Genomic DNA, 21963 nt, shown 5'->3' with positions numbered 1-21963 from the left:
TGAGCACGATCCCGAACCGAAGGTCCGTGTAAAGAAAAGTGGAAACCGGTTTTCGGTTCGATTGAGAAAATAAGCCACACGGCGCCGAGCAAGTGCCGTCAGCCATACAGAGCAAATAATGCTGATCTGCCATTGCAACATCATCACCGAAAAGGAGATTGAGCAGACGATCGTCGGGCTGCTGGATCAGGATCCCTGGCAGCTTATCGTGCCGGCGAAGATCTATCATGCCATGCAGAAGCGTGGTCGCTGTTGCGGCTGCTTCCCAAATGTGGTCGAAACGATCATTCGGGTAACCGAAAATTACCACGCCCGCTCGGAGGCGAGCGGCGCGGATGTCGTTTCACATCTGGATCGCGTCAGAGGTCTGCGCGTCCAATACGGGAGCAGAACCCATGAAAGGCGAACAGCAGATCATAGAGCGGCTTAACGAGGCTCTATTTCTGGAACTTGGAGCGGTCAATCAGTACTGGGTGCATTTCCGGCTGCTGGAAGACTGGGGCTACGCCAAGCTGGCGAAGAAGGAACGCGCGGAATCGATCGAGGAGATGCACCATGCCGACCGGCTCGTGGCCCGCATAATCTTCCTTGAAGGCCATCCAAACCTGCAGTCGGTAGCGCCGCTGCGCATCGGACAGAATGTCAAGGAAGTGCTCGAATCCGATCTTGCCGGCGAATATGACGCGCGTACCGCCTACAAACGGTCGCGCGAGATTTGTAACGAAGCAGGCGACTACGTGACGATGAAGCTGTTCGAGGATCTGCTGTCCGACGAGGAGGGTCACATCGACTTCCTCGAGACCCAACTCGACCTGCTCGCCTCGATCGGCGAGGAAAAATACGGCCAGCTCAACGCCGCATCGGCCGACGAGGCGGATTAGGGACATGCGGGAATGCGGCGCCCCTTAGATTTCTTGCGCCGCTTGCGGCGGGCCGAGGATTACGGCCTGCCGTCCCAGCAAAACCCGCGACACGGATGGCTTCGCGGGCTTTCGCTTGCCGTAGTGGTCGCACTTACGGCCTCTGCGCTGGCCGGCGCGCCCGAACCGGCGGGCCTCGCCACCAGCCGTACCGATCTGACGCCGAAGGATCTGGCGCGCGTCATCACAATAACCAGGCCGACCAAGGATTTTTCAAAGCCCGAGCAGTTCGAGCCGATGCAGGGCGGCGCCGGCACGTCACGGAAAGATGCCAACAAGGACGCTTTCTCGCAATCCTCTGCCAATATAACCTTCGAGGAAGAAGGTACCTTCAAGCTCGGCAATGCCCTCTTTCGCAAGAACTGGGTGTCGTCGCCCTCGTCAACGCAGGCATCGGACGGGCTTGGGCCGCTGTTCAACGAGCGGGCGTGCCAGAATTGCCATCTGAAGGACGGTCGCGGTCATCCGCCGGAAGCCGACCGCAGGACCACCTCCATGTTCCTGCGGCTGGCGCGGCAGGCGAGCACCGAGGAGGAGAAGGCAGCGCTGGCCGCCCGCAAGGTGCTCAACTTCCCCGATCCGGTCTATGGCTCGCAATTGCAGGACCTGGCCGTTCCAGGCCTTCGGGGCGAAGGCCGGATGCGTGCCGACTATCAGGAGCAGAAAGTCACGTTGCCGGACGGCACGGTGGTTTCGCTGCGCAAGCCGAGCTATTCGGTCGATGATCTTGCCAACGGGCCGCTCGATCCGCAGACCACGCTTTCGCCGCGCATGACGCCGCCGATGATCGGCCTCGGCCTGGTCGAGCAGATCGCGCCGGCGGACATTCTCGCCGACGCCGATCCGGACGATCGGAATAGTGACGGCATCTCCGGCAGGCCCAACATCGTGCGCGACGGCCAAAGCGGCGAACTGACGCTCGGCCGCTTCGGCTGGAAGGCGCAGACGTCATCGATCCGCCAGCAAGCGGCGGACGCATTCGCCAGTGACATCGGCATTTCGACGCCGGAAGTGCCGAACCACTGGGGCGATTGCACCGCGGCCGAAAAGGCATGTCTTGCCATGCCCAACGGCACACAGGAGCGCCTCGGCCCGGTCGAGGCGCCGTCGCCGGTGATGGACCTCGTCACCTTCTATTCGCAAAATCTCGCCGTGCCGGCGCGGCGCGATCTCGACAAGCCCGATGTGCTGGCCGGCAAGAAGCTGTTCTACGACATGGGCTGCACTTCCTGCCATACGCCGAAATTCGTCACCCGTCGCGGCACGCCCAACAAGGCGCAGGCCTTCCAGCTGATCTGGCCCTATTCCGATTTTCTGCTGCACGACATGGGGCCGGGCCTCGCCGACGGGCAAGCGGTGGGCGAGGCTACCGGCAGCGAATGGCGCACGCCGCCGCTGTGGGGCATCGGTCTTACCCAGACCGTCAACGGCAACAGCTTCTTCCTGCATGACGGGCGCGCGCGCACCCTGACCGAGGCGATCCTGTGGCATGGCGGCGAGGGGCAAAAGGCGCGCGACCGATTTGCCGCCGCCGATGCGGCCGATCGCGACGCACTGGTCAAATTCCTGGAGTCGTTCTGATGTCGAAGCGTTTGGCGCTTGTCCTGGTTCTGCCGCTGGTCCTCGCCGGTGCATTGCCTGCGTCCGCGGCGGTCAAGGCTTCCGACGTGATCCAGCGGGCGATCGACGGCTTTGTCCGCCCGGCCTATGCACGCCTACATGACCATGCGGACAGCCTGACCAAGGCAATGCGCACGCTTTGCGACGCGCCCTCGCAGGACCATCTCGATGCGGCGCGCGCCGAGTTCTCCGGCACCGTGGATGCCTGGTCGATCGTCGAGATCATCCGCATCGGGCCGATCACGCAGAACAACCGGCTGGAGCGCATGCTGTTCTGGCCGGACCGCAAGAGCATCGGCCTGAGGCAGGTGCAGGCGGCGCTGGCCAATAAAGACCGGACCGCCGCCGATCCGGTCCAACTGGCGACAAAGAGCGTCGCCATGCAAGGGCTCGGCGCGCTGGAATTCGTGCTTTACGGCGATGGCGCCGGGCGGCTCGCCGGCAAGGACAATCCGTATCGTTGCGCTTACGGCGCGGCCGTCGCCGGCAACATCAAAACGATTGCCGCCGAGGTCAGCGACGCCTGGAACAGGCCCGACGGTTTTGCAGCACTTTGGGCCAATCCGGGACCGCAAAACGCGCTCTACCGCGACGGCACGGAAGCAGTGACCGAACTGGTCGGCGTCTTCATCAACGAACTGGGGATGGTCCGTGACGTGCGCCTGAAAGGCTTTCTGGGCAGTAGCCCGGAGGCCGACAAGCCCAGCCAGGCGATCTATTGGCGCTCACAAAACACCGCGCGTTCGCTGACCGGAAATCTTGCAGGCATGGACGCGCTGTTCCAGGCCTCGCAGCTTGGCGACGCGCTGTCGCCCGACGCACGCTGGATGGCGGAATCGATCCACATCCAACTCGTCAACGGGGCCGCCGATGCCACGGCCATCAGAGGTCCGATCGACAAGGCGCTCGCCGATCCGGCACTGCGCCAGAAGCTCGACCACTTCTCGCTGGTGACATCCAGCCTGACGACCCTGATCGGCACCAGGCTGACCGCCGAATTCGGCCTGACCGCCGGGTTCTCGTCACTCGACGGAGACTAATCCTGAAGACGCCGCTGATCGATCGTCGTGATTTCCTCAGGGCCGCAGGTGTTGGCCTTGTTGCCGCGATGGCGCGGTCCGCATGGGCGAAGACGCTTGCCACTGACGCCGTCTTCGCCACTGCTTTCGTCAAGCGTGACGGCAGCCATGGAGCGGCAATCCTGTCCGAGGCGGGCAAGGTCCTGCACGCCATCGACCTGCCCGCCCGCGGTCACGACGTCACCTTCGATCCGGTGTCGAAGCGCTCCGTGGTCTTTGCCAGGCAGCCCGGCACCTTCGCCGTGGTCTTCGACCACACAGGCCGCGACGAGCCGCTGACCATTGCCAGTGTCAGTGGCAGGCATTTCTTCGGCCATGGCGTGTTTTCGACCGACGGCGCGCTGCTCTACGCCACCGAGAACGATTTCGACAATGCCGCCGGCGTGGTCGGCATCTATGACGCGCGTGCGAAATTCAAGCGGGTTGGCGAGTTCCTGACCTATGGCATGGGTCCGCACGAACTTTTGTTGGTGGGCGACGGCAGGACGATTGCCGTCGCCAATGGCGGCATCGAAACGCATCCGGATTATGGCCGCGCCGAGCTCAACATCGCGACGATGAAGCCATCCTATGTGCTGGTCGACCGCCTCACCGGCGACCTCGTCGAAAAGCACGAACTGCCGCCGGAGTTGCACCAGCTTTCGATCCGTCACGTGGACATCGACCGATCCGGCACGGTCTGGTTCGGCTGCCAGTACAGGGGGCCGGGCACCGATCGTCCGCTGCTGGTCGGCCGCGCCGCGCGCGGCAATGATCTGCAACTGCTCGACATGCCGCAGGACGTGCTCTCCGGCTTCAGGAACTATATCGGCTCGGTCGCCGCCAACCCCGCCGCCGGCACAGTCGCCGTGTCCTCGCCGGAGGGCAACTCGCTTGCCGTGATTGATGCGGCCAGCGGCCGGATCGTCGCCACCAGAGCATTGGCCGAGGTTTGCGGCGTGGCGCCGGACGGGGCGAGCTTCATGGCGACGACGGGCACCGGCGAAATCGTCGAAGCAGGGGGCGCGACGCGGTCGGAGCCGGACTATGTCTGGGACAATCACATGCTGCGCATCGAGCAGGCCGGATAAGTGCTTCCGGCCACCGGTTCCCTAACGGTTACGTTCGCCAGAAGTTACCGCGTCAGGCGAGGTCGAAGCGAAGCCGCCAAACGATTTATGCATTATTCCCTTGCGGGGATGAGCCATTGGCGGGCACAGGGAAATTGTTTTTCGAACCCCTGTGCCCAAGCGGGTGCTCCAACCGGCCGCCTCATGAAGTTGCTTGCCATCGACTGTGCCGCCAATCTCTGCGCCGCCTGTGTCTACGACGCGGCGGCCGGGGTGGAGCTCGGCCGTTCGGTGCTCGATCTCGGCAAGGGCCATGCCGAGCAGCTGATGGCCGTGATCGAGGAGGCGTTGAAGGCGGCCGGAACCGACTATGCCGGCCTCGGCGCCATCGCTGTCTCCACCGGCCCGGGCTCCTTCACCGGCCTGCGCGTCGGCGTCTCGGCGGCGCGGGGCTTGGCGCTGGCGCTGAAAATTCCGGCAATCGGGGTGACGACGCTGGAAGCGCTGGCCGCGCAAGCGAGAGCGACGTTTCCCGGCTGCGCCGTGCTGGCCGCGCTCGACGCCGGCCGCGAGGAAATCCATGCAGCTCTTTACGACGAACTGTCGGTTCTGCGCTATGGTCCGGCCGTGACTACGCTCTCGCAAGCCGTCGCCATGGCGGCGGATAGTTTTCCGGTTCTGGCCGGCACGGCTGCCACGCAAATTGCTGCCTCGGCTGGGCGCGCCTTCGATATCGGCCCGACAAGTGCCACGGCCGACATCGCCGTCTATGCCCGGCTGGCCACCGCCCAAGATGCCGGTAAAAAGGGCGAAGGCGAAAAGCCGAAACCGCTCTATTTGCGCGGGGCGGACGCCAAGCCTCAGGCCGGGTTTATTCTTGCAAGGCAAAAAAACTGATGCGCATTCCTTTCCTCCAGCCGCGCCGCAGGGACTTTGCGCTCGAGCCGCTGACGATTGCCGACAGCGCGGCCATGTCGGTGCTGCATCGCGAGGATTTCGTCCGGCCGTGGACCGACGACGAATTCGCCGCACTGCTCGAGCAGGACACGGTGTTCGGCTATGCCGCGCGCGAGACCGGACAGGGTGCCAAGCCGCCGGTCGGTTTCGTGCTGGCGCGCCTGGCGGCCGGCGAAGGCGAGGTCCTGACTGTCGCGGTGGCGCGCTCCCATCGCCGTCAGGGCCTTGGCTGGCAGCTGATGGATGCCGTGCTGCGCGAACTGCATGCGCAACGCGCCGAGGCGCTTTTCCTCGAGGTCGACGAGACCAACGTCGCCGCGATCGCGCTCTACCGGCGGCTGGGATTCCGCGAGGTCGGCAAACGTGCCAACTATTACAGATCGCCCGAGCACGGCCCGACCGGGGCGCTTGTCATGCGCCGCGATCTTCGGTAGCGCATCGGCCCGCAAATCGGAACCGATTTTCGGAAAGCACGATGCGTAGATTCAGATGCGCAGATTCAAAAATGCTAGAGAGCACTTTGTGCGTACAATTGGACGCACGTCGCTCTAGCCATAGGTGGGGCAGGGCCAAGAGCGGATGATCGGAAAAATCAGGATTTTCCTGGCGCTGGGCCTCGTTGTCGTAGGCTCGTTGATCCTCGTGCCGTTGCAGATCCTGTCGATGAAGACCGGGCTCTGGCGCGAGACGTTCATCCTGAAGATCTGGCACCGGCTCATCATCCGGGCGCTGGGCATGCGCATTCATGTCAAGGGGGCCATATCCAATCAGCGCCCGCTATTGGTTGCGTCGAACCACATCTCCTGGACCGACATCATGGTGCTGGGGTCGATGGCCGACGTGACGTTCATCGCCAGGGCCGACATGGCCGGCTGGCCATTGATCGGCATGTTGTCGAAGCTGCAGCGCACCGTCTTCATCGAGCGCGAGCGCAAGCGTTCGTCGGGCGACCAGGCGAGCGAGATCGCCAGCCGCATGGCCAAGGGCGACGCCATGGTGCTGTTTGCCGAAGGTTCGACCGGTGACGGCAACATGATCCTGCCGTTCAAGAGCACGCTGTTCGGCGCCGCCTCGATGGCGATTTCCGAAGGGGCGGCCGAAAAGGTCTTCATCCAGCCGGTGGCGATCGTCTACACGCGCCTGCATGGCGTGCCGCTCGGCCGCAGGCACCGGCCGATTGCCGCCTGGATCGGTGACGAGGATTTGATGCCGCATCTCAAGATCCTGATGGCGGAAGGCGGGCTTGATGTCGAAGTTCATTTCGGCGAGCCGGTCGCCTTTTCCAAGGGCTCCAACCGCAAGGAAACGGCACGGCTGATGGAAAGTCGGGTGCGTGATATGGTGCACGCGGCGCTCGCCGATCCGCGCCCGAGCCGGTGAGCCGGAAAGGCTCACGTACTCAACCGTTCTTTGCGCGTCCAAGAGGACACGCGACGCTGTAGAGCAGAATCGTCTGTTTTTTGTCGGGGAAAGGCGTTAGAAGCCGCCAGATGGAATTGAATACGATAGAACGGGACGACATCGATACTGCCGCCGAAAGTGCGGTCGCGCCGTCTGCCGCAAGCAGGAAGGTCTTCGTCAAGACCTATGGCTGCCAGATGAACGTCTACGATTCGCAGCGCATGACCGACGCGTTGGCCGCCGACGGCTATGTGGCGACGGACGCCATCGCCGAGGCCGATCTGGTGCTCCTCAACACCTGTCATATCCGCGAGAAAGCCGCCGAAAAGGTCTATTCCGAACTCGGCCGCATTCGTGAGATGAAGGCCGAACGGGCTCGGGCCGGCCGCGAGATGCTGGTCGGTGTCGCCGGTTGCGTGGCGCAGGCCGAGGGCTCCGAGATCATCCGCCGCTCGCCGGCCGTCGATCTGGTCATCGGCCCCCAGACCTATCACAGGCTGCCGCATGTGCTGGCACGGGTGCGCGGCGGCGAAAAGATCGTCGAGACCGACTATGCCATCGAGGACAAATTCGAGCATCTGCCGCAGCCGAAACGCGCCGAGATCATCAGGCGCGGCGTCACGGCGTTTTTGACCGTGCAGGAGGGCTGCGACAAGTTCTGCACCTTCTGCGTCGTGCCCTATACCAGAGGCTCGGAAGTGTCGCGGCCGGTGGCGCAGATCGTCGCCGAGGCCGAGCGGCTGGCGCAAGCCGGCGTGCGCGAGGTGACGCTGCTTGGCCAGAACGTCAATGCCTGGCATGGCGAGGGCGAAAACGCCGATGAATGGGGCCTTGGCCGCCTGCTGTTCCGGCTGGCCGAGATTCCCGGGCTGGCGCGGTTGCGCTACACCACCAGCCACCCGCGCGACATGGACGACGAATTGATCGCCGCCCACCGTGATTTGCCGGCGCTGATGCCCTATTTACACTTACCTGTGCAATCCGGCTCCGACCGCATCCTCAAGGCGATGAACCGCAGGCATACGGCAAAGGACTATCTGACGCTGCTCGATCGGATCCGCGCCGCGCGGAGCGATATAGCGCTTTCGGGCGATTTCATCGTCGGCTTTCCCGGCGAGACCGAAGCGGATTTCGAGGCGACGATGGAACTCGTCCGCCAGGTGAACTATGCCTCGGCCTTCTCGTTCAAATATTCGCCGCGCCCCGGCACGCCGGGCGCAGAAATGGCCGGTCATGTGCCGGAAGCCGTCAAGGACGAGCGCCTGCAGCGGCTGCAGGCGCTGCTGCTGAAGCAGCAGCAGGATTTCGGCGCGAGCCTGGTCGGCAGCACCATCGGCACGCTGATCGAGAAGCCGGGCCGCCAGGCCGGCCAGAAGGTCGGCCGCTCGCCGTGGCTGCAGCCGGTTATTGTTGATGAAAAGTCCGGCGAAATCGGTGAGATTATCCAGGTACGAATCACGAAGACGGGTTACAACAGCCTGTTCGCCGAATTGGCCTGAAGGTCTCGGCAGATGAGGAGAGACGGTTGAGCGCTGCGGAAGTGAAGAACCTGCCCCAGAACCTACCATCGGGGGCTTCGGATATGGCGCACATCGTTCTGACTTTCGACAACAACAAGCTTGCCAGCGCCCTTTATGGCCAGTTCGACGAAAATCTGGCCAGGCTTGAGCAGAAGCTTGGCGTCGATATCCGCTCGCGAGGCAACCAGCTGACCATCAAGGGCTCCGCCTCGGCCGCCGAGCAGGCGCGCCGCGCCCTGGATAATCTCTACGGCATTCTCCAGAAAGGCGCTGACATCGGCCAGTCGGACGTCGACGGCGCCGTGCGCATGGCGATCGCCGCGGACGACCAGCTGACGCTGCCGACGCTGGAGCGCAAGGGCAAGGTGTCCGCCGCCCAGATATCGACGCGCAAGAAGACGATCTATGCCCGTTCGCTCAACCAGGACGCCTATATGCGCGCGCTGGAGCGGTCCGAACTCGTCTTCGGCATCGGCCCGGCTGGCACGGGAAAAACCTTCCTGGCGGTGGCGCATGCGGCGATGCTGCTCGAACGCGGCATGGTCGAGCGCATCGTGCTGTCGCGGCCGGCCGTCGAGGCCGGCGAGCGGCTCGGCTTCCTGCCCGGCGACATGAAGGAGAAGGTCGATCCCTATCTGCGGCCGCTCTATGACGCGCTTTACGACATCATGCCGGCCGACAAGGTCGAGCGGGCAATTGCCGCCGAGGTGATCGAGATCGCGCCGCTGGCCTTCATGCGCGGCCGCACGCTGGCGCACGCCGCCGTCATCCTCGACGAGGCGCAGAACACCACGCCGATGCAGATGAAGATGTTCCTGACCCGCCTCGGCGAGAATTCGCGCATGATCGTCACCGGCGATCCGACCCAGATCGACCTGCCGCAAAACACCAAATCCGGCCTGCTCGAGGCGCTCAGGATCCTCGACGGTGTCACCGGCATGGTGACGGTGCGCTTCAACGAAGGCGACGTCGTCAGGCATCCGCTGGTCGCCGAGATCGTCAAGGCCTACGACCGCGACGGCAAGCTGGCCCGAGGCCTGGGCGCCGAAGGCTGAAGATGCGGCCTTATGGCTGAGGACAAAAAGTCTGTAGGCGGGGATCTTCCGGTTCCCGTCGACATCGACATAGCGGTCGAAGCGGGCGACTGGCCGGATGAGGCCGCGCTGACGCGGCTGGTCGATCGCGCCGTTGCCGCTGCGTTTGCCGAAACCGGCGCGGCCGGCCGTTCCGAACTCAGCATCGTCTTTTCTGACGACACCCATATCCGCAGCCTCAATGCCGGTTGGCGCGGCAAGGACAAACCGACCAACGTCTTGTCTTTCCCGGCTTTTCCGCTCGCCAAGGGCGGTCCGCTGCCCCCCATGCTGGGCGACATCGTGCTGGCCGCCGAGACGGTCGCGCGGGAAGCCGCACTGGAAGACAAGCCTGTCGAGAACCATATCATCCATCTCGTCATCCACGGCCTGCTGCATTTGCTGGGCTACGATCACGAGACCGACGCCGAGGCCGAGGAAATGGAAGCCGTCGAACGCGCAGCACTTGCGAGGCTTGCCATTCCCGATCCCTACGCGTAACTAAAAAGATCAAATGACCGGACGACGATGAACGACAAACCAGAGACTGCCGCCCGCCCAGACGCCGGCAGTGCGACCAAGCCATCCGAACAGACGGAAGAGGGCTCTAGTCCGAGTACCACGACCGGCAGCTTCGCCAGCGAGCCATCGCCTGCCGGTCCTTCCCTGTTCGATCGCGTGCTCGGCCTGTTCAGGCAACGCAACGGCACCAGCCTGCGCGAGGAGATCGCCGACGCGCTTGCCGAAACGGCGAGCGATGCCGGATCCTTCTCGCCCGGCGAGCGGGCCATGCTCAACAACATTCTGCGCCTGCGCGAGGTGCGCGTCGAGGACGTCATGGTGCCGCGCGCCGATATCGAGGCGGTCGAGATCACGACGAACCTGGGCGATCTTCTGGGACTATTCGAGCAGTCCGGCCATTCCCGCATGCCGGTCTATTCGGAAACGCTCGACGACCCGCGCGGCATGGTCCACATCCGCGACGTGCTCGCTCACATCACCAAGATCGCCCGCGTCAGGAAGGGCAGGACGACCAGGAAAGCCGCCGCCACCACGCTTCTCGATCTTGCCAAGGTCGATCTCGCGCGCACCATCGGCGACCTGAACCTGATCCGCCCGGTGCTTTTCGTGCCGCCGTCGATGCTCGCCTCCGATCTCATGGGGCGGATGCAGGCGATGCGCACCCAGATGGCGCTGGTCATCGACGAATATGGCGGCACTGATGGTCTGGCCTCGCTCGAGGATATCGTCGAGATGGTGGTCGGCGACATCGAGGACGAGCATGACGAGGACGAGCCGATGATCACCCAGACCGGCGAGGGCGTGTTCGTCGTCGACGGCAAGGCCGAGATCGACGAAGTCACCAAGATGATCGGCGAGGATTTCGCCGCCGGCGAGCATGGCGAATATGTCGACACGATCGGCGGCATGATCTTCAACACGCTTGGCCGTGTTCCGGCCCGCGGCGAAGTGGTGCAGGCCATACCTGGTTTCGAATTCCTTGTGCTCGACGCCGATCCACGCCGCGTCAAACGCGTGCGCATTGTGGAGACCCAGAAGGGCGAGCGCCGCCGGCGCGCGGTGCGCGCCGAGCAGGCCTGAGAGACGCCGCTCGCCCGATGACGGTCGACGATCCGTTCAAGCACCCAACCTTGGCCTCCGGCATATTCTACAAGAATCCGCGCGCCGCATCGATCTGGCTTGAAAAGGCTTTCGGATTCGAGCTAAGCATGGTGGTCAGCGACGCTGATGGCAGGCTCGTCCATTCCGAGATGCGGTTCGGTGACGGCTATATCATCGTCGATGCCGAATGGTCCGACCATGTCGCCAGCCCCGCGTCGGTCGCCGGCAAGAACACGCAGTCGGTCTATGTGCACCTCAAGGACAGCATTGATGCCCACTGCGATCGTGCAAAGGCGGCGGGAGCCGAGATCGTCCAGGAGCCTGCTGACCAGTTCTACGGTGAACGGCAGTACAGGGCGCGCGATCCTGAAGGTCACGTCTGGACCTTTTCCCAGACCGTACGCTCCGTTCCACGCGAGGAGGCTGAGCGGCTGGGCGATCTACAGATCGAAGGCTGGCACCAATAGCGTCTCGTACCCAACAATCAATGGTGGCTCCCGACCAGCCGGAGAAACCCGCTTCGCGCAGCCTTCGATATTCAACATTGTAGTCGTGCATCAGCGCATAATCTTCGATTCCGCGAATTTCCGCTACGGTTGGTGAGCGGAAGTTCCCACGCCTGTGCTCAATTGGGAAGATGCGCCGATACCGGTCATTCACGGCCGCGCAGCCCTAGCGCCCGGTTATGCACTCGCCCAGTCGCCTCCGGCAGCGTCGCACCCATCTAACACCACCCCAAATTTATCAAGTATCGCCCGCGCCGTCGGAACCGCTCACACCGGGCACTCAGCCCGGGCGGATGTTCTGGTTATGGTGGAAGACGTTGTCGGGGTCGTACGAGGACTTCACGTCAGCCAGCCGGTCAAAGACGGAGTCGCCGTACGCCTCTCGGACCCGGCTCGGGTCTTCGTCGCCGCCGAGGAAATTGACGTAGACGCCTTCGCGGAAGCGGCCAAAAGCGGCGAGGAACCCCCTCGTCCAGGCCGTCTCTCGGTCGCCGAAGTCCTCGCCGGGCCGCCACGCAGCGTGGACGATGATCGCGTGCGACGCTTGCCGGTTCCCGAACGCCGTCGCACCCTCGGCCACTCGGCTCACCGCCCCCTTCAGATGGAACATTGCCACATACGACCGTGGCGACGAGCAGGAGAATGCGTGCCCGGCGATCACGTCGATGAGGTCGTCGCGGAGCGCGGGGAGGTGGGTGGCCTTCCAGTAGTAGTTCCAACCGTGGAGGACGGTCGAGTCGAGCGCGCTCTGGAATACCACGTACGGCTTGGGCCAGGCCAGATCGAGGAGGGGAGTCCGAAATGTGCGGAGCGGGCGGAGCGCCTTCTCACCGTCCTCGATCGGCCCGGCGTAGCACGCGCCCACAATCACCACCGGGCGCCAGTGCAGTTCCTCGGGAATGACCGATAGAGGCGGCACGGTGCAGAATTTTACGACCGTGCCGAGCTCGTCGGGAGCGTCGCGGATGAAGTCGCGGTAGAAACGGAGGACCTCCCCGGCGTCGCTCGCGTCCCAGAGGATGGGCCCGGCCAGAACCGTGGGCCCGACGGGGTGGAGGCGGAACTCGAACGAGGTGACCACGCCGAAGTTGCCGCCGCCGCCGCGCAACGCCCAGAACAGGTCGGGGTGCTCGTCCTCGGACGCCCGCAGCCGCTCGCCGTCGGCCGTCACGACGTCGGCGGCGAGGAGGTTGTCGACCGCGAGGCCATGCTTGCGCATCAGCCAGCCGATGCCACCGCCGAGGGTGAGCCCGGCGACTCCGGTATGGCTCACGATTCCGCCGGTGGTGGCCAGGCCGTGCGCCTGCGTCTCGCGGTCGACGTCGCCCCACAGCGCGCCACCCTGCACCCACGCCCTGCGGCCGGCGGGATCGACCCGCACGCCCCGCATCGCCGAGAGGTCGATGACGATCCCGTCGTCGCAAACGGCGGTGCCCGCCACGCCGTGGCCTCCGCCCCGTATGGCGATCTCCAGATCGTGGTCGCGAGCGAAGCGCACGGCCGCGACCACGTCGGCGGTCCCGATGCATCGGGCGATCAGATGCGGGCGCCGGTCAATGGCGCCGTTCCAGATTGCACGGGCGACATCGTAGTCGGCGTGGCTGGCATTGATCAGCCGGCCTCGGAACCCGTCGATTTCCACGACGGTTGGCTGCATGCTCCCGTGGTGGGCTTCTGCGTACGTTGTTGTCGTCATCGTGTCCTCCTCACGTCGAGAGAGGCCACATCGGACCACGGCGGGCCGCTGCCGTATAGTCAACAATCTGGACTCCACAATCGGAGGCGGATGCGCAACACTGCTGTTGTGAGGACGTCCGTCATGAGGACATACGGCCAGTACTGCCCCATCGCCCGTGGCGCCGAGATTTTCGCCGAGCGCTGGACGCCGCTGATCATCCGCAACCTGTACCTTGGCTGCGGAAGCTTCAGCGAGATTCTGGAGGGCGCGCCCGGACTCTCCCGTACCCTGCTCTCAGAGCGGCTCAAGCAGCTCGAATGGGTCGGTGTCGTCGAGTCGAATCCCAAGCCAGACGGGCGCGGGCGCCACTACGAGCTCACGTCGGCGGGCCACGACCTCTTCACGGTCTGCCAGTCGCTCGGCGAGTGGGGCGCGCATTGGCTCGAGATCGCCCCCCAGCACCTAGACCCCTTTGTGGCCCTGTGGTCGATGTGCAAGGCGCTCCGCCGGGACCGGCTCCCGGATCGACGCGTCGTCATCCGCTTCGACTTCACCGGCCGCCCACACCGGGAGCGCTATTGGCTACTCATCGAGCTCGGAGACACAGAGATCTGCAAGACTTACCCTGGCTTCGACGAGGACCTCTACATCACGGCGGAAGCCGAAGCTTTCGTCAAATGGCACGCCGGCCAGCTCAGTTGGTCCCAAGCCACCCGCGAGGACCGCATCCAGCTCGACGGCGACCTGTCGCTCGCAAGAGCCTTCCCGACCTGGAACGCCCGCAGCATGTTCGCCCACATCCTGCCGATCGCCCGCACCGCCGCGAGTCATGCAGGTTGACATTCCGGATGCGGCCTCCCGATGCGGCACCGCACCGCCAGCGTGTGACGTGAACAAACTCCCATATCTCACATGCTATCCGGAATGGAAAGCCGCCGGATTGCCGATCGAACCACTCGCCTGAAATTCACTTAATTCGAAGCACTGATGCCGAGAGCGGGCCTATTACCAAGGTCCGAAGACATCCAGTGTTTTGCCATTGGCTCGACGATTGCGAATGACAGCAACGGGTCGCGAGCCGAAATTCAATCCGGTACGCTGGCTGAAGTGGTGGCCGTTTGGAGCGTGGACTGCGGCCTGATAAATCTTCTGCCGTGATTCGCACGACTCGGAAGCATTGATGAAGCGCCTGGCCGGCCGGATAATTCTGCTGTGGGGTTGGCGTCGCGCCCTTTTGGCGTTTCTTGCCGGGGCGCTGGCGGTTCTTGCCCAGGCGCCTTACGATTTCTTCGCCGTCGGTTTCGTTTCGTTTCCGCTGCTGGTCTGGCTTCTCGACGGCGCGACCGGCGAAGCTTCCGATGGTTGGTTCCGGCGTTTGCGGCCGGCTTTCGCCATCGGCTGGTGGTTCGGCTTCGGCTATTTTCTCGCCGGCCTGTGGTGGATCGGCTCGGCACTTCTGGTCGAGGCCGACAGTTTCGCCTGGGCGCTTCCCTTCGCAGTGGTCGGAATTCCGCTGGCGCTCGCCTTTTTCTACGGCTTCGCAACAGCGGTTGCCCGGCTGCTGTGGAGCAACGACATCGGCCGCATCGCTGCTCTTGCCTTCGGCTTCGGGCTGGCGGAATGGCTGCGCGATTTTCTGTTCACCGGGTTCCCGTGGAATGCCGTCGGCTACGCGGCGATGCCGGTGCCCTTGCTTATGCAGAGCGTGTCGGTGACCGGCATGGTCGGCATGAACGCGCTGGCGGTCTTCGTCTTTGCACTGCCGGCCCTGCTTGCGGCGGGCCGGCATGTCCGCCTGGGAGCTGCACTGCTTGCCGTTCTCGTCGCGGCCCATGTCGGCTTCGGCTATGTCAGGCTTGCTGCCAAGGTCGAGCCCGCAACCCGCGCAATCGACGTCCGCATCGTGCAGCCGGCTGTCGACCTCAGCGAGAAGTGGGACGCTTCGGTGCCCGACCGGATCTTCGCTACGCTGATGGGGCTTTCGGCCAAAGCGCCGGAGGCCGGCCATGACAAGCCGCAATTGATTCTGTGGCCGGAAACCTCCGTGCCGTTTTTTTTCGCCGAACGTCCCGATGCGCTGACCGCGCTGGGAGAGATGCTTGGCGACGGCCAGATGCTGATCGCCGGCGTCGTCCGGGAGGAGGGCGGCTCGGCGGCAGATGCCGACAGGCGGTACTACAATTCGGTGGTGGCGATCGACGACAAGGGTGAAATCGCAGATGCTGTCGACAAGGTTCATCTGGTGCCCTTTGGCGAATATCTGCCTTTTGCCGACCTGCTTGGCCGCTTAGGGCTCAAACAGCTCGTCGCCGGGCCGACGACCTACGCGGCCGGCAATGAGCGGCATCCGATCACGCTGTCCGGTGGCATCCGCGTGCTTCCGTTCATTTGCTATGAAGTCATCTTTCCCGATCTGGTGGCGATTGACGCTACGTCAGCTGAGCTTATTGTGAATGTCACGAACGACGCGTGGTTCGGTGACACGCCGGGTCCATACCAGCATTTCAGGCAGGCGCAGGTTCGTGCTGTGGAGAACGGGGTGCCCTTGTTGCGTGCAGCCAATAACGGCATCTCCGCTGTCGTCGATCCGCGCGGGCGCATCCTCGATGCACTGGCGATCGACGCACGCGGAGCCGTCGATGTCCATGTTCCGATTTCCAATCAAGCCATCGTTTCTTCCAGCCAAAGACGCATTAACGGACTGCTGATCTTGTTGCTGTTTGCCTTGGCCGCTTTCACACTGAATGTAAGGCAAAAGCTACGGGCGAATTGACAGTCGACACATTAGAAACTCATACTGTAACGGCCTGAAATTTCTCGAAGTCGGTACGTCGTTGCGTTGGGGCACTGGCCGCCGGCTTCGTTTGGGCAGAAAAACACAAAAAGCCGGAAAAATTCGGCGAGGAAAAAATGGCAGAAGAAAACAAGAAGAAGCCGAATCCTATCGACATCCATGTCGGAAGTCGCATCAGGCTTCGTCGCAATATGTTGGGAATGAGTCAGGAGAAGCTGGGCGAGAATCTCGGCATAACGTTTCAGCAGATACAGAAATACGAAAAGGGGACCAATCGCGTTGGCGCCAGCCGTTTGCAGGCAATCGCCTCGATACTCGGCGTTCCTGTCGCTTTCTTTTTCGAGGACGCGCCGGGCCAGGAGACCGTGGGCAACCGCGGATTTGCCGAGGATGCATCAATGGCTTTTGCCGTCGAATTCTGCGGCAGTCCTGAAGGTCTTCAACTCAACCGGGCCTTCGTCAAGATCGCCGACGTGAAGATACGTCGCAAGATCATCGAGCTTGTGAAGGCCCTTTCCACCGACGAAGTCGATTGATTTGGGCCGACTGAGTTGGCGACCCTTGAAAAGCCGGAAATGGCGAGGCCGTGATAGCGGGGCAGGCAAATTCTCGCGATCTCGCGCGTCGTGGAATTTACATCCCATAGGCATGCCGGAGAGCGGATCGATTTTGCTCGACGCCCATGCTCAAAGTCTTTTTCATCAACGTGTTGAAGCTAAGCACGTGTTGGAGCTAAGGCACGCTGGCGGCATCCCGCCGCCGGTCACAGCCGGTCGCAGTTGGTATAGGATAGTGGCGCGATTTTCATACCAGAATGACCGTACCGCTTGACGAGCGCCGCCCGGCACAGCTAACACGTGGCGCGCCAATCGGCAGCGTGCCGATATTTTTTCAAGAGGGGACACCCGTGACGCGGCAAAACTATCTATTCACCTCGGAATCCGTTGCCGAGGGTCATCCCGACAAGGTCTGCGACCGTATCTCCGACGAGATCGTCGATCTGGTCTATCGCGAGGCCAGAAAGACCGGCATGGATCCCTGGAAGGTCCGCGTCGCCTGCGAAACGCTGGCGACCACGAATCGCGTCGTTATCGCCGGCGAGGTGCGCGTCCCCGAGACCCTGCTCAAGAAGGACAAGGCCGGCAACATCCTGATGGATGCCGCCGGTCATCCGCTCGTCAATCCGGCGAAGTTCAAGTCGGCCGCCCGCAAGGCGATCCGCGAAATCGGCTATGAACAGGCCGGTTTCCACTGGAAAACGGCAAAGATCGAGGTTCTGCTGCACGGTCAGTCGCCTGATATCGGCCAGGGCGTCGACAATGCCTCCGACCGGCAAGGCGAGGAAGGGGCCGGCGACCAGGGCATCATGTTCGGCTATGCCTGCCGCGAGACGCCGGATCTGATGCCTGCGCCGATCTACTACAGCCACAAGATTCTCGAATTGCTGGCCGCCGCGCGCCATGAGGGCAACGGCGATGCCGGCCGGCTCGGGCCTGACGCCAAGAGCCAGGTCACCGTCCGCTATGTCGACGGCAAGGCGGCGGAAGTGACGCAAATCGTGCTGTCCACCCAGCATCTCGACGCCAGCTGGGATTCGAAGAAGGTCCGCAACGTCGTCGAACCCTATATCCGCGAGGCGCTGGGCGACCTGAAGATCGCCGACAGCTGCAACTGGTACATCAACCCGACGGGCAAATTCGTCATCGGCGGGCCAGACGGCGACGCCGGCCTGACCGGGCGCAAGATCATCGTCGACACTTACGGCGGTGCTGCACCCCATGGCGGCGGTGCTTTTTCCGGCAAGGACACCACCAAGGTCGACCGTTCCGCAGCCTATGCGGCACGCTATCTCGCCAAGAACGTGGTGGCCGCCAAGCTCGCCGATCGCTGCACCATCCAGCTTTCCTATGCCATTGGCGTCGCCCAGCCGCTGTCGGTCTATGTCGACCTGCACGGCACCGGCAAGGTCGATGAGGCAAAGCTCGAGCAGGCGCTGCGCACCGTGATGGACCTGTCGCCGTCCGGCATCCGCCGTCACCTCGATCTCAACAAGCCGATTTACGCCAAGACGTCGTCTTATGGCCATTTCGGCCGCAAGGCCGGCCGCGACGGGTCCTTCTCCTGGGAAAAGACCGACCTCGCCAAGGCGCTCAAGGATGCACTCGCCGAAGCGCCCGCCGAAGCAGTCGCGGCCTAGCCGCGGCGTCCATGGATCCGAAAGACCGGCCAAGCCGTGCGACCGAAGCGTTTTTCGGTCGCCGGCGCGGCAAGACCATCCGCCCGCAGCAAGCGGCGGCACTGGAAAGCGGCTTCAGCACTTACCGCCTCGATCTGACGGCCGGACCGCCGGCCGAACTGCGCAGCCTGTTCGAAGCCGACGTCGGCGCCATTCATCTCGAAATCGGTTTCGGCGGCGGCGAGCACCTGCTGCATCGGGCGACGGCGGCTCCTGAGACCGGTTTTGTCGGCGTCGAGCCTTTCGTCAACGGCATGGCCAAGCTGATGATGGCGGTCATGAAAAGGCCACTTGCCAATCTTCGGGTCTATGACGACGACGCCACACGCCTGCTCGACTGGCTCCCGCAAGCCTCGCTCGACGGCATCGACCTGCTCTATCCCGATCCCTGGCCGAAGAAGAAACACTGGAAGCGCCGCTTCGTCAGTCCGGTCAATCTCGACCGTCTCGCGCGCGTGCTGAAGTCAGGCGGAAAATTCCGCTTTGCGTCCGATATCGATAGCTATGTGAACTGGACGCTGCTGCACTGCCGGGCACATGGTGCGTTTGCGTGGCAGGCTGAAGAGGCAGCCGACTGGCAGCGGCCCTATGAGGGCTGGCCGGGTACCCGCTACGAGGCGAAGGCCATTCGCGAAAGCCGGCGGCCGGCCTATCTCACCTTCGTCCGAAGATAGGCATATTTCGTCAAGCATCGCGCTCGCGCGCTTGCCGTCGACGAGGACCAAAGATGTCCTCGCCCTGCGTCGCCGGTCTTAGAAGCGACCGATCTTGTTGAAGGCGGCCGGATCCATGCCGAGATTGCGCAGATCGTGCGCGCGAGGCTTGCGGCCGGCTTCGACGGCGTGCGAAGCGGCGACGGCGCTGCCGAACACCGTGAAGAAATCGCCGATGGCCGAAAAAACCTTGCGGTTGGTCATGATTATGCCCTTTCACCGCTGCAATGCGTGGTTGAATTTGTGCAGCGCAACATAGATAGGCGCGTATTGCCTGATATCACAGGGATGTCGCCGCATGGCCGCTATGCGTTCTTTGCAGGGCTGCCTCCGGCAGTTTCGCCCGGCCCTGCATGCGGGCCACGCATGCGGACTTGAAACGACGGCCGCGATCGTCTATATCAGCTTCAAATTCTTGGTCGGTATGGCGAAGAGTGGGTCCACCCGGTCCCGCTCTTTTTTATTACCTTCCGACCACCATTGAAGCGACAGGAATGGAATGACGGCAACGGTACCCGATAGCGACGACCGCATCATCCGCGAAAGCGGCATCGATGCGCGCATCGCGCTGATCGTGCAGCCGGTGCTGCGTGCCATCGGCTTCCGCCTTGTCAGGGTGCATCTGACGGGCCAGAACGGGCTGACGCTGCAGATCATGGCCGAACGCGAGGACGGCACCATGACCGTCGAGGATTGCGAAGAGGTCAGCCGGGCGGTGTCGCCTGCGCTTGATGTCGATGATCCGATCGAAAAGGCATATCATCTCGAAGTGTCGTCGCCGGGCATCGACCGGCCGCTGGTCCGTAAGTCGGATTTCGCGACCTGGACGGGTCATCTGGTGAAGATGGAAACCTCGGTTCTTGTCGCCGACCGCAAGCGCTTCAAGGGCAAGATCGCCGAGAGCGACGCGGACGGCGTGCTGATCGAGCGCGACAAGGCGGCCTATGGCGAACAGCCGACGGTGCGTGTGCCCTACGATGCGATTGCCGAAGCACGGCTGATCCTGACCGACGACCTTATCCGCGACGCACTGTCGAAGGACAACAGGGCGCGCAAGGAAGCCAAGAAGCGCCGCGGCGAACCCGAAGACGCGCCAGAGGGCGTAGAAGCGGGCGCGGAAGATGAAACCGAACAGGAAATGTGATTGGGCTGCCGGGCGCAAGGCTCGGCAACAAGCTCGGGAGAAAAACGATGGTTGTAAGCGCCAACAGGCTTGAACTGCTGCAGATCGCCGATGCGGTCGCGCGTGAAAAGTCGATCGACAAGTCGATCGTCATCGCCGCCATGGCCGATGCGATCCAGAAGGCAGCGCGCTCGCGCTATGGCCAGGAAACCAACATCCGTGCCGACATCAATCCGAATACCGGCGAGATGAAGCTGCAGCGGCTGATGGAGGTGGTCGAGAAGGTCGATGACTATGCGACCCAGATCGCCATTTCCTCGGCGCGCGAGCGCAATCCCGACGCCCAGCTCGGCGACTTCATTGCCGAACAGCTGCCGCCGATGGATTTCGGCCGCATCGCCGCCCAGTCGGCCAAGCAGGTCATTGTGCAAAAGGTGCGCGAGGCCGAGCGTGACCGCCAGTATGACGAGTACAAGGACCGCATCGGCGAGATCGTCAACGGCACCGTCAAGCGCGTCGAATACGGCAACGTCATCGTCGATCTCGGCCGCGGCGAGGCGATCATCCGCCGCGACGAGCTGATCCCGCGCGAAAACTACAAATATGGCGATCGCGTCCGCGCCTATGTCTATGATGTGCGCCGCGAGCAGCGCGGTCCGCAGATCTTCCTGTCGCGCACCCATCCGCAGTTCATGGCGAAGCTGTTCACCATGGAAGTGCCGGAAATCTACGATGGCATCATCGAGATCAAGTCGGTCGCCCGCGATCCGGGTTCGCGCGCCAAGATCGCCGTCATCTCGCGTGACAGTTCCATCGATCCGGTCGGCGCCTGCGTCGGCATGCGCGGCAGCCGCGTTCAGGCAGTGGTCGGCGAATTGCAGGGCGAGAAGATCGACATCATTCCGTGGTCGCCTTCGGCCGCCTCCTTCATCGTCAACGCGCTGCAGCCGGCGGAAGTCGCCAAGGTCGTGCTCGACGAGGACGCCGAACGCATCGAGGTCGTGGTGCCGGACGACCAGCTGTCGCTGGCCATCGGCCGCCGCGGCCAGAACGTCCGGCTCGCCTCGCAGCTCACCGGCTGGGATATCGACATCCTGACCGAGCAGGAAGAGAGCGAGCGCCGCCAGAAGGAGTTCGTCGAACGCTCGGCTCTGTTCATGGATGCGCTCAACGTCGACGAGATGGTCGGCCAGGTGCTCGCCTCCGAAGGCTTCACCAGCGTCGAGGAAGTTGCCTATGTCGATGCCGACGAGATCGCGTCGATCGACGGCTTCGACGAGGACACCGCCTCGGAAATCCAGGCCCGCGCCCGCGAGTATCTGGAGAAGATCGAAGCCGAGCATGACGAGAAGCGCAAGGCGCTGGGCGTCAAGGACGAGCTGCGTGAGATTCCCGGCGTGACCACCGCCATGATGGTGACACTCGGCGAGGACGGCGTAAAGACGATCGAGGATTTCGCCGGCTATGCGGCCGATGACCTGACCGGCTGGAAGGAACGCAAGGACGGCGAGACGAAGGTGTTCCCCGGCGTGCTCGCCAGTCACGGCGTGTCGCGTGCCGATGCCGAGCAGATGGTTCTGGCCGCCCGCCTCAAGGCCGGCTGGATCACCGAAGACGAGCTTGCAGCCGAAGACGTGCCGGCTGACGAAGCCGTTGGTGCGTGAGGTGAAA

General features: G+C 63.4%; 22 protein-coding genes. 20 read left to right on the top strand and 2 right to left on the bottom strand.

Annotated elements, in window-relative coordinates; genetic code table 11:
* Positions 1-118 precede the first annotated feature (118 nt).
* The 13 genes from CIT26_RS16860 (at position 119) to CIT26_RS16800 (ending at position 11709) form a co-directional block, all read left to right on the top strand.
* On the top strand, positions 119-430 hold the full coding sequence (locus CIT26_RS16860; protein ID WP_095493620.1) for a (2Fe-2S)-binding protein: 312 nt from the start codon (positions 119-121) through the stop codon (positions 428-430).
* On the top strand, positions 396-881 hold the full coding sequence (bfr, locus tag CIT26_RS16855; protein WP_095493619.1) for a bacterioferritin: 486 nt from the start codon (positions 396-398) through the stop codon (positions 879-881). Before CIT26_RS16860 ends, bfr begins: the two co-directional genes overlap by 35 nt.
* Before the next feature lie 12 nt (positions 882-893).
* Entirely contained in the window at positions 894-2501 is a 1608-nt protein-coding gene (locus CIT26_RS16850; RefSeq protein ID WP_095493618.1) for a di-heme oxidoreductase family protein, read from the top strand.
* Entirely contained in the window at positions 2501-3580 is a 1080-nt protein-coding gene (locus CIT26_RS16845) for an imelysin family protein (protein ID WP_095493617.1), read from the top strand. The genes CIT26_RS16850 and CIT26_RS16845 overlap by 1 nt, the downstream gene beginning before the upstream one ends.
* Before the next feature lie 2 nt (positions 3581-3582).
* Positions 3583-4689 (top strand): DUF1513 domain-containing protein, encoded by a 1107-nt coding sequence (locus CIT26_RS16840; RefSeq protein WP_095493719.1) that lies wholly within the window; start codon positions 3583-3585, stop codon positions 4687-4689.
* A gap of 183 nt (positions 4690-4872) precedes the next feature.
* Positions 4873-5565 carry a tRNA (adenosine(37)-N6)-threonylcarbamoyltransferase complex dimerization subunit type 1 TsaB gene (gene tsaB / locus CIT26_RS16835; RefSeq protein WP_095493616.1) on the top strand — a complete coding sequence of 231 codons (693 nt, stop codon included), beginning with the start codon at positions 4873-4875 and terminating at the stop codon, positions 5563-5565.
* Complete coding sequence (gene rimI / locus CIT26_RS16830) at positions 5565-6059, top strand: ribosomal protein S18-alanine N-acetyltransferase (RefSeq protein WP_095493615.1); 495 nt, start codon at positions 5565-5567, stop codon at positions 6057-6059. The genes tsaB and rimI overlap by 1 nt, the downstream gene beginning before the upstream one ends.
* A 145-nt stretch (positions 6060-6204) precedes the next feature.
* On the top strand, positions 6205-7005 hold the full coding sequence (olsA, locus tag CIT26_RS16825) for a lyso-ornithine lipid O-acyltransferase (RefSeq protein WP_095493614.1): 801 nt from the start codon (positions 6205-6207) through the stop codon (positions 7003-7005).
* A gap of 110 nt (positions 7006-7115) precedes the next feature.
* Entirely contained in the window at positions 7116-8525 is a 1410-nt protein-coding gene (gene miaB, locus CIT26_RS16820; protein WP_095493613.1) for a tRNA (N6-isopentenyl adenosine(37)-C2)-methylthiotransferase MiaB, read from the top strand.
* An 83-nt stretch (positions 8526-8608) separates the two neighbouring features.
* Complete coding sequence (locus CIT26_RS16815) at positions 8609-9601, top strand: PhoH family protein (protein WP_425350354.1); 993 nt, start codon at positions 8609-8611, stop codon at positions 9599-9601.
* 12 nt (positions 9602-9613) lie between these two features.
* Positions 9614-10120: an rRNA maturation RNase YbeY gene (gene ybeY / locus CIT26_RS16810; RefSeq protein ID WP_095493611.1), complete on the top strand. Its 507-nt coding sequence runs from the start codon at positions 9614-9616 to the stop codon at positions 10118-10120.
* Between the two features lie 27 nt (positions 10121-10147).
* A complete protein-coding gene (locus CIT26_RS16805; RefSeq protein WP_095493610.1) occupies positions 10148-11221 on the top strand; it encodes a hemolysin family protein in 1074 nt (357 codons plus the stop codon).
* A 17-nt stretch (positions 11222-11238) separates the two neighbouring features.
* Positions 11239-11709, top strand: a complete 471-nt coding sequence (locus CIT26_RS16800) for a VOC family protein (protein ID WP_095493609.1) — start codon at positions 11239-11241, stop codon at positions 11707-11709.
* A gap of 319 nt (positions 11710-12028) precedes the next feature.
* Here CIT26_RS16800 and CIT26_RS16795 read toward each other — a convergent pair whose 3' ends face one another.
* Positions 12029-13444, bottom strand: a complete 1416-nt coding sequence (locus tag CIT26_RS16795; protein WP_095493608.1) for an FAD-binding oxidoreductase — start codon at positions 13442-13444, stop codon at positions 12029-12031.
* A gap of 123 nt (positions 13445-13567) precedes the next feature.
* Here CIT26_RS16795 and CIT26_RS16790 point away from each other — a divergent pair, with 123 nt between their 5' ends.
* From CIT26_RS16790 to trmB, 5 genes are all read left to right on the top strand, one after another.
* The gene (locus tag CIT26_RS16790; RefSeq protein ID WP_095493607.1) at positions 13568-14266 is read left to right on the top strand and encodes a winged helix-turn-helix transcriptional regulator; all 699 of its coding nucleotides are present in this window, start codon (positions 13568-13570) and stop codon (positions 14264-14266) included.
* Positions 14267-14606: 340 nt separating this feature from the next.
* The gene (gene lnt, locus CIT26_RS16785) at positions 14607-16199 is read left to right on the top strand and encodes an apolipoprotein N-acyltransferase (protein WP_095493606.1); all 1593 of its coding nucleotides are present in this window, start codon (positions 14607-14609) and stop codon (positions 16197-16199) included.
* A 137-nt stretch (positions 16200-16336) separates the two neighbouring features.
* Positions 16337-16756: a helix-turn-helix domain-containing protein gene (locus tag CIT26_RS16780; protein ID WP_095493605.1), complete on the top strand. Its 420-nt coding sequence runs from the start codon at positions 16337-16339 to the stop codon at positions 16754-16756.
* Positions 16757-17127: 371 nt separating this feature from the next.
* Positions 17128-18417, top strand: a complete 1290-nt coding sequence (gene metK, locus CIT26_RS16775; protein WP_095493604.1) for a methionine adenosyltransferase — start codon at positions 17128-17130, stop codon at positions 18415-18417.
* A gap of 11 nt (positions 18418-18428) precedes the next feature.
* The gene (gene trmB, locus CIT26_RS16770; RefSeq protein ID WP_095493603.1) at positions 18429-19130 is read left to right on the top strand and encodes a tRNA (guanine(46)-N(7))-methyltransferase TrmB; all 702 of its coding nucleotides are present in this window, start codon (positions 18429-18431) and stop codon (positions 19128-19130) included.
* 78 nt (positions 19131-19208) lie between these two features.
* Here the strand turns inward: trmB and CIT26_RS16765 are convergent, their stop codons facing one another.
* Complete coding sequence (locus CIT26_RS16765) at positions 19209-19373, bottom strand: hypothetical protein (RefSeq protein WP_077377234.1); 165 nt, start codon at positions 19371-19373, stop codon at positions 19209-19211.
* Positions 19374-19668: 295 nt separating this feature from the next.
* Here CIT26_RS16765 and rimP point away from each other — a divergent pair, with 295 nt between their 5' ends.
* Together rimP and nusA are read left to right on the top strand one after the other, a co-directional pair.
* Positions 19669-20313, top strand: a complete 645-nt coding sequence (gene rimP, locus CIT26_RS16760) for a ribosome maturation factor RimP (protein ID WP_095493602.1) — start codon at positions 19669-19671, stop codon at positions 20311-20313.
* A gap of 47 nt (positions 20314-20360) precedes the next feature.
* Positions 20361-21956 carry a transcription termination factor NusA gene (gene nusA / locus CIT26_RS16755; RefSeq protein WP_029356954.1) on the top strand — a complete coding sequence of 532 codons (1596 nt, stop codon included), beginning with the start codon at positions 20361-20363 and terminating at the stop codon, positions 21954-21956.
* Positions 21957-21963 lie beyond the last annotated feature (7 nt).

Origin of the sequence: Mesorhizobium temperatum, assembly GCF_002284575.1 — a bacterium.
Classification (GTDB): Bacteria; Pseudomonadota; Alphaproteobacteria; order Rhizobiales; family Rhizobiaceae; genus Mesorhizobium; species Mesorhizobium temperatum.
The sequence above is the reverse complement of the archived record's forward strand: the minus strand, read 5'-3'. Positions and strand labels throughout refer to the sequence as shown.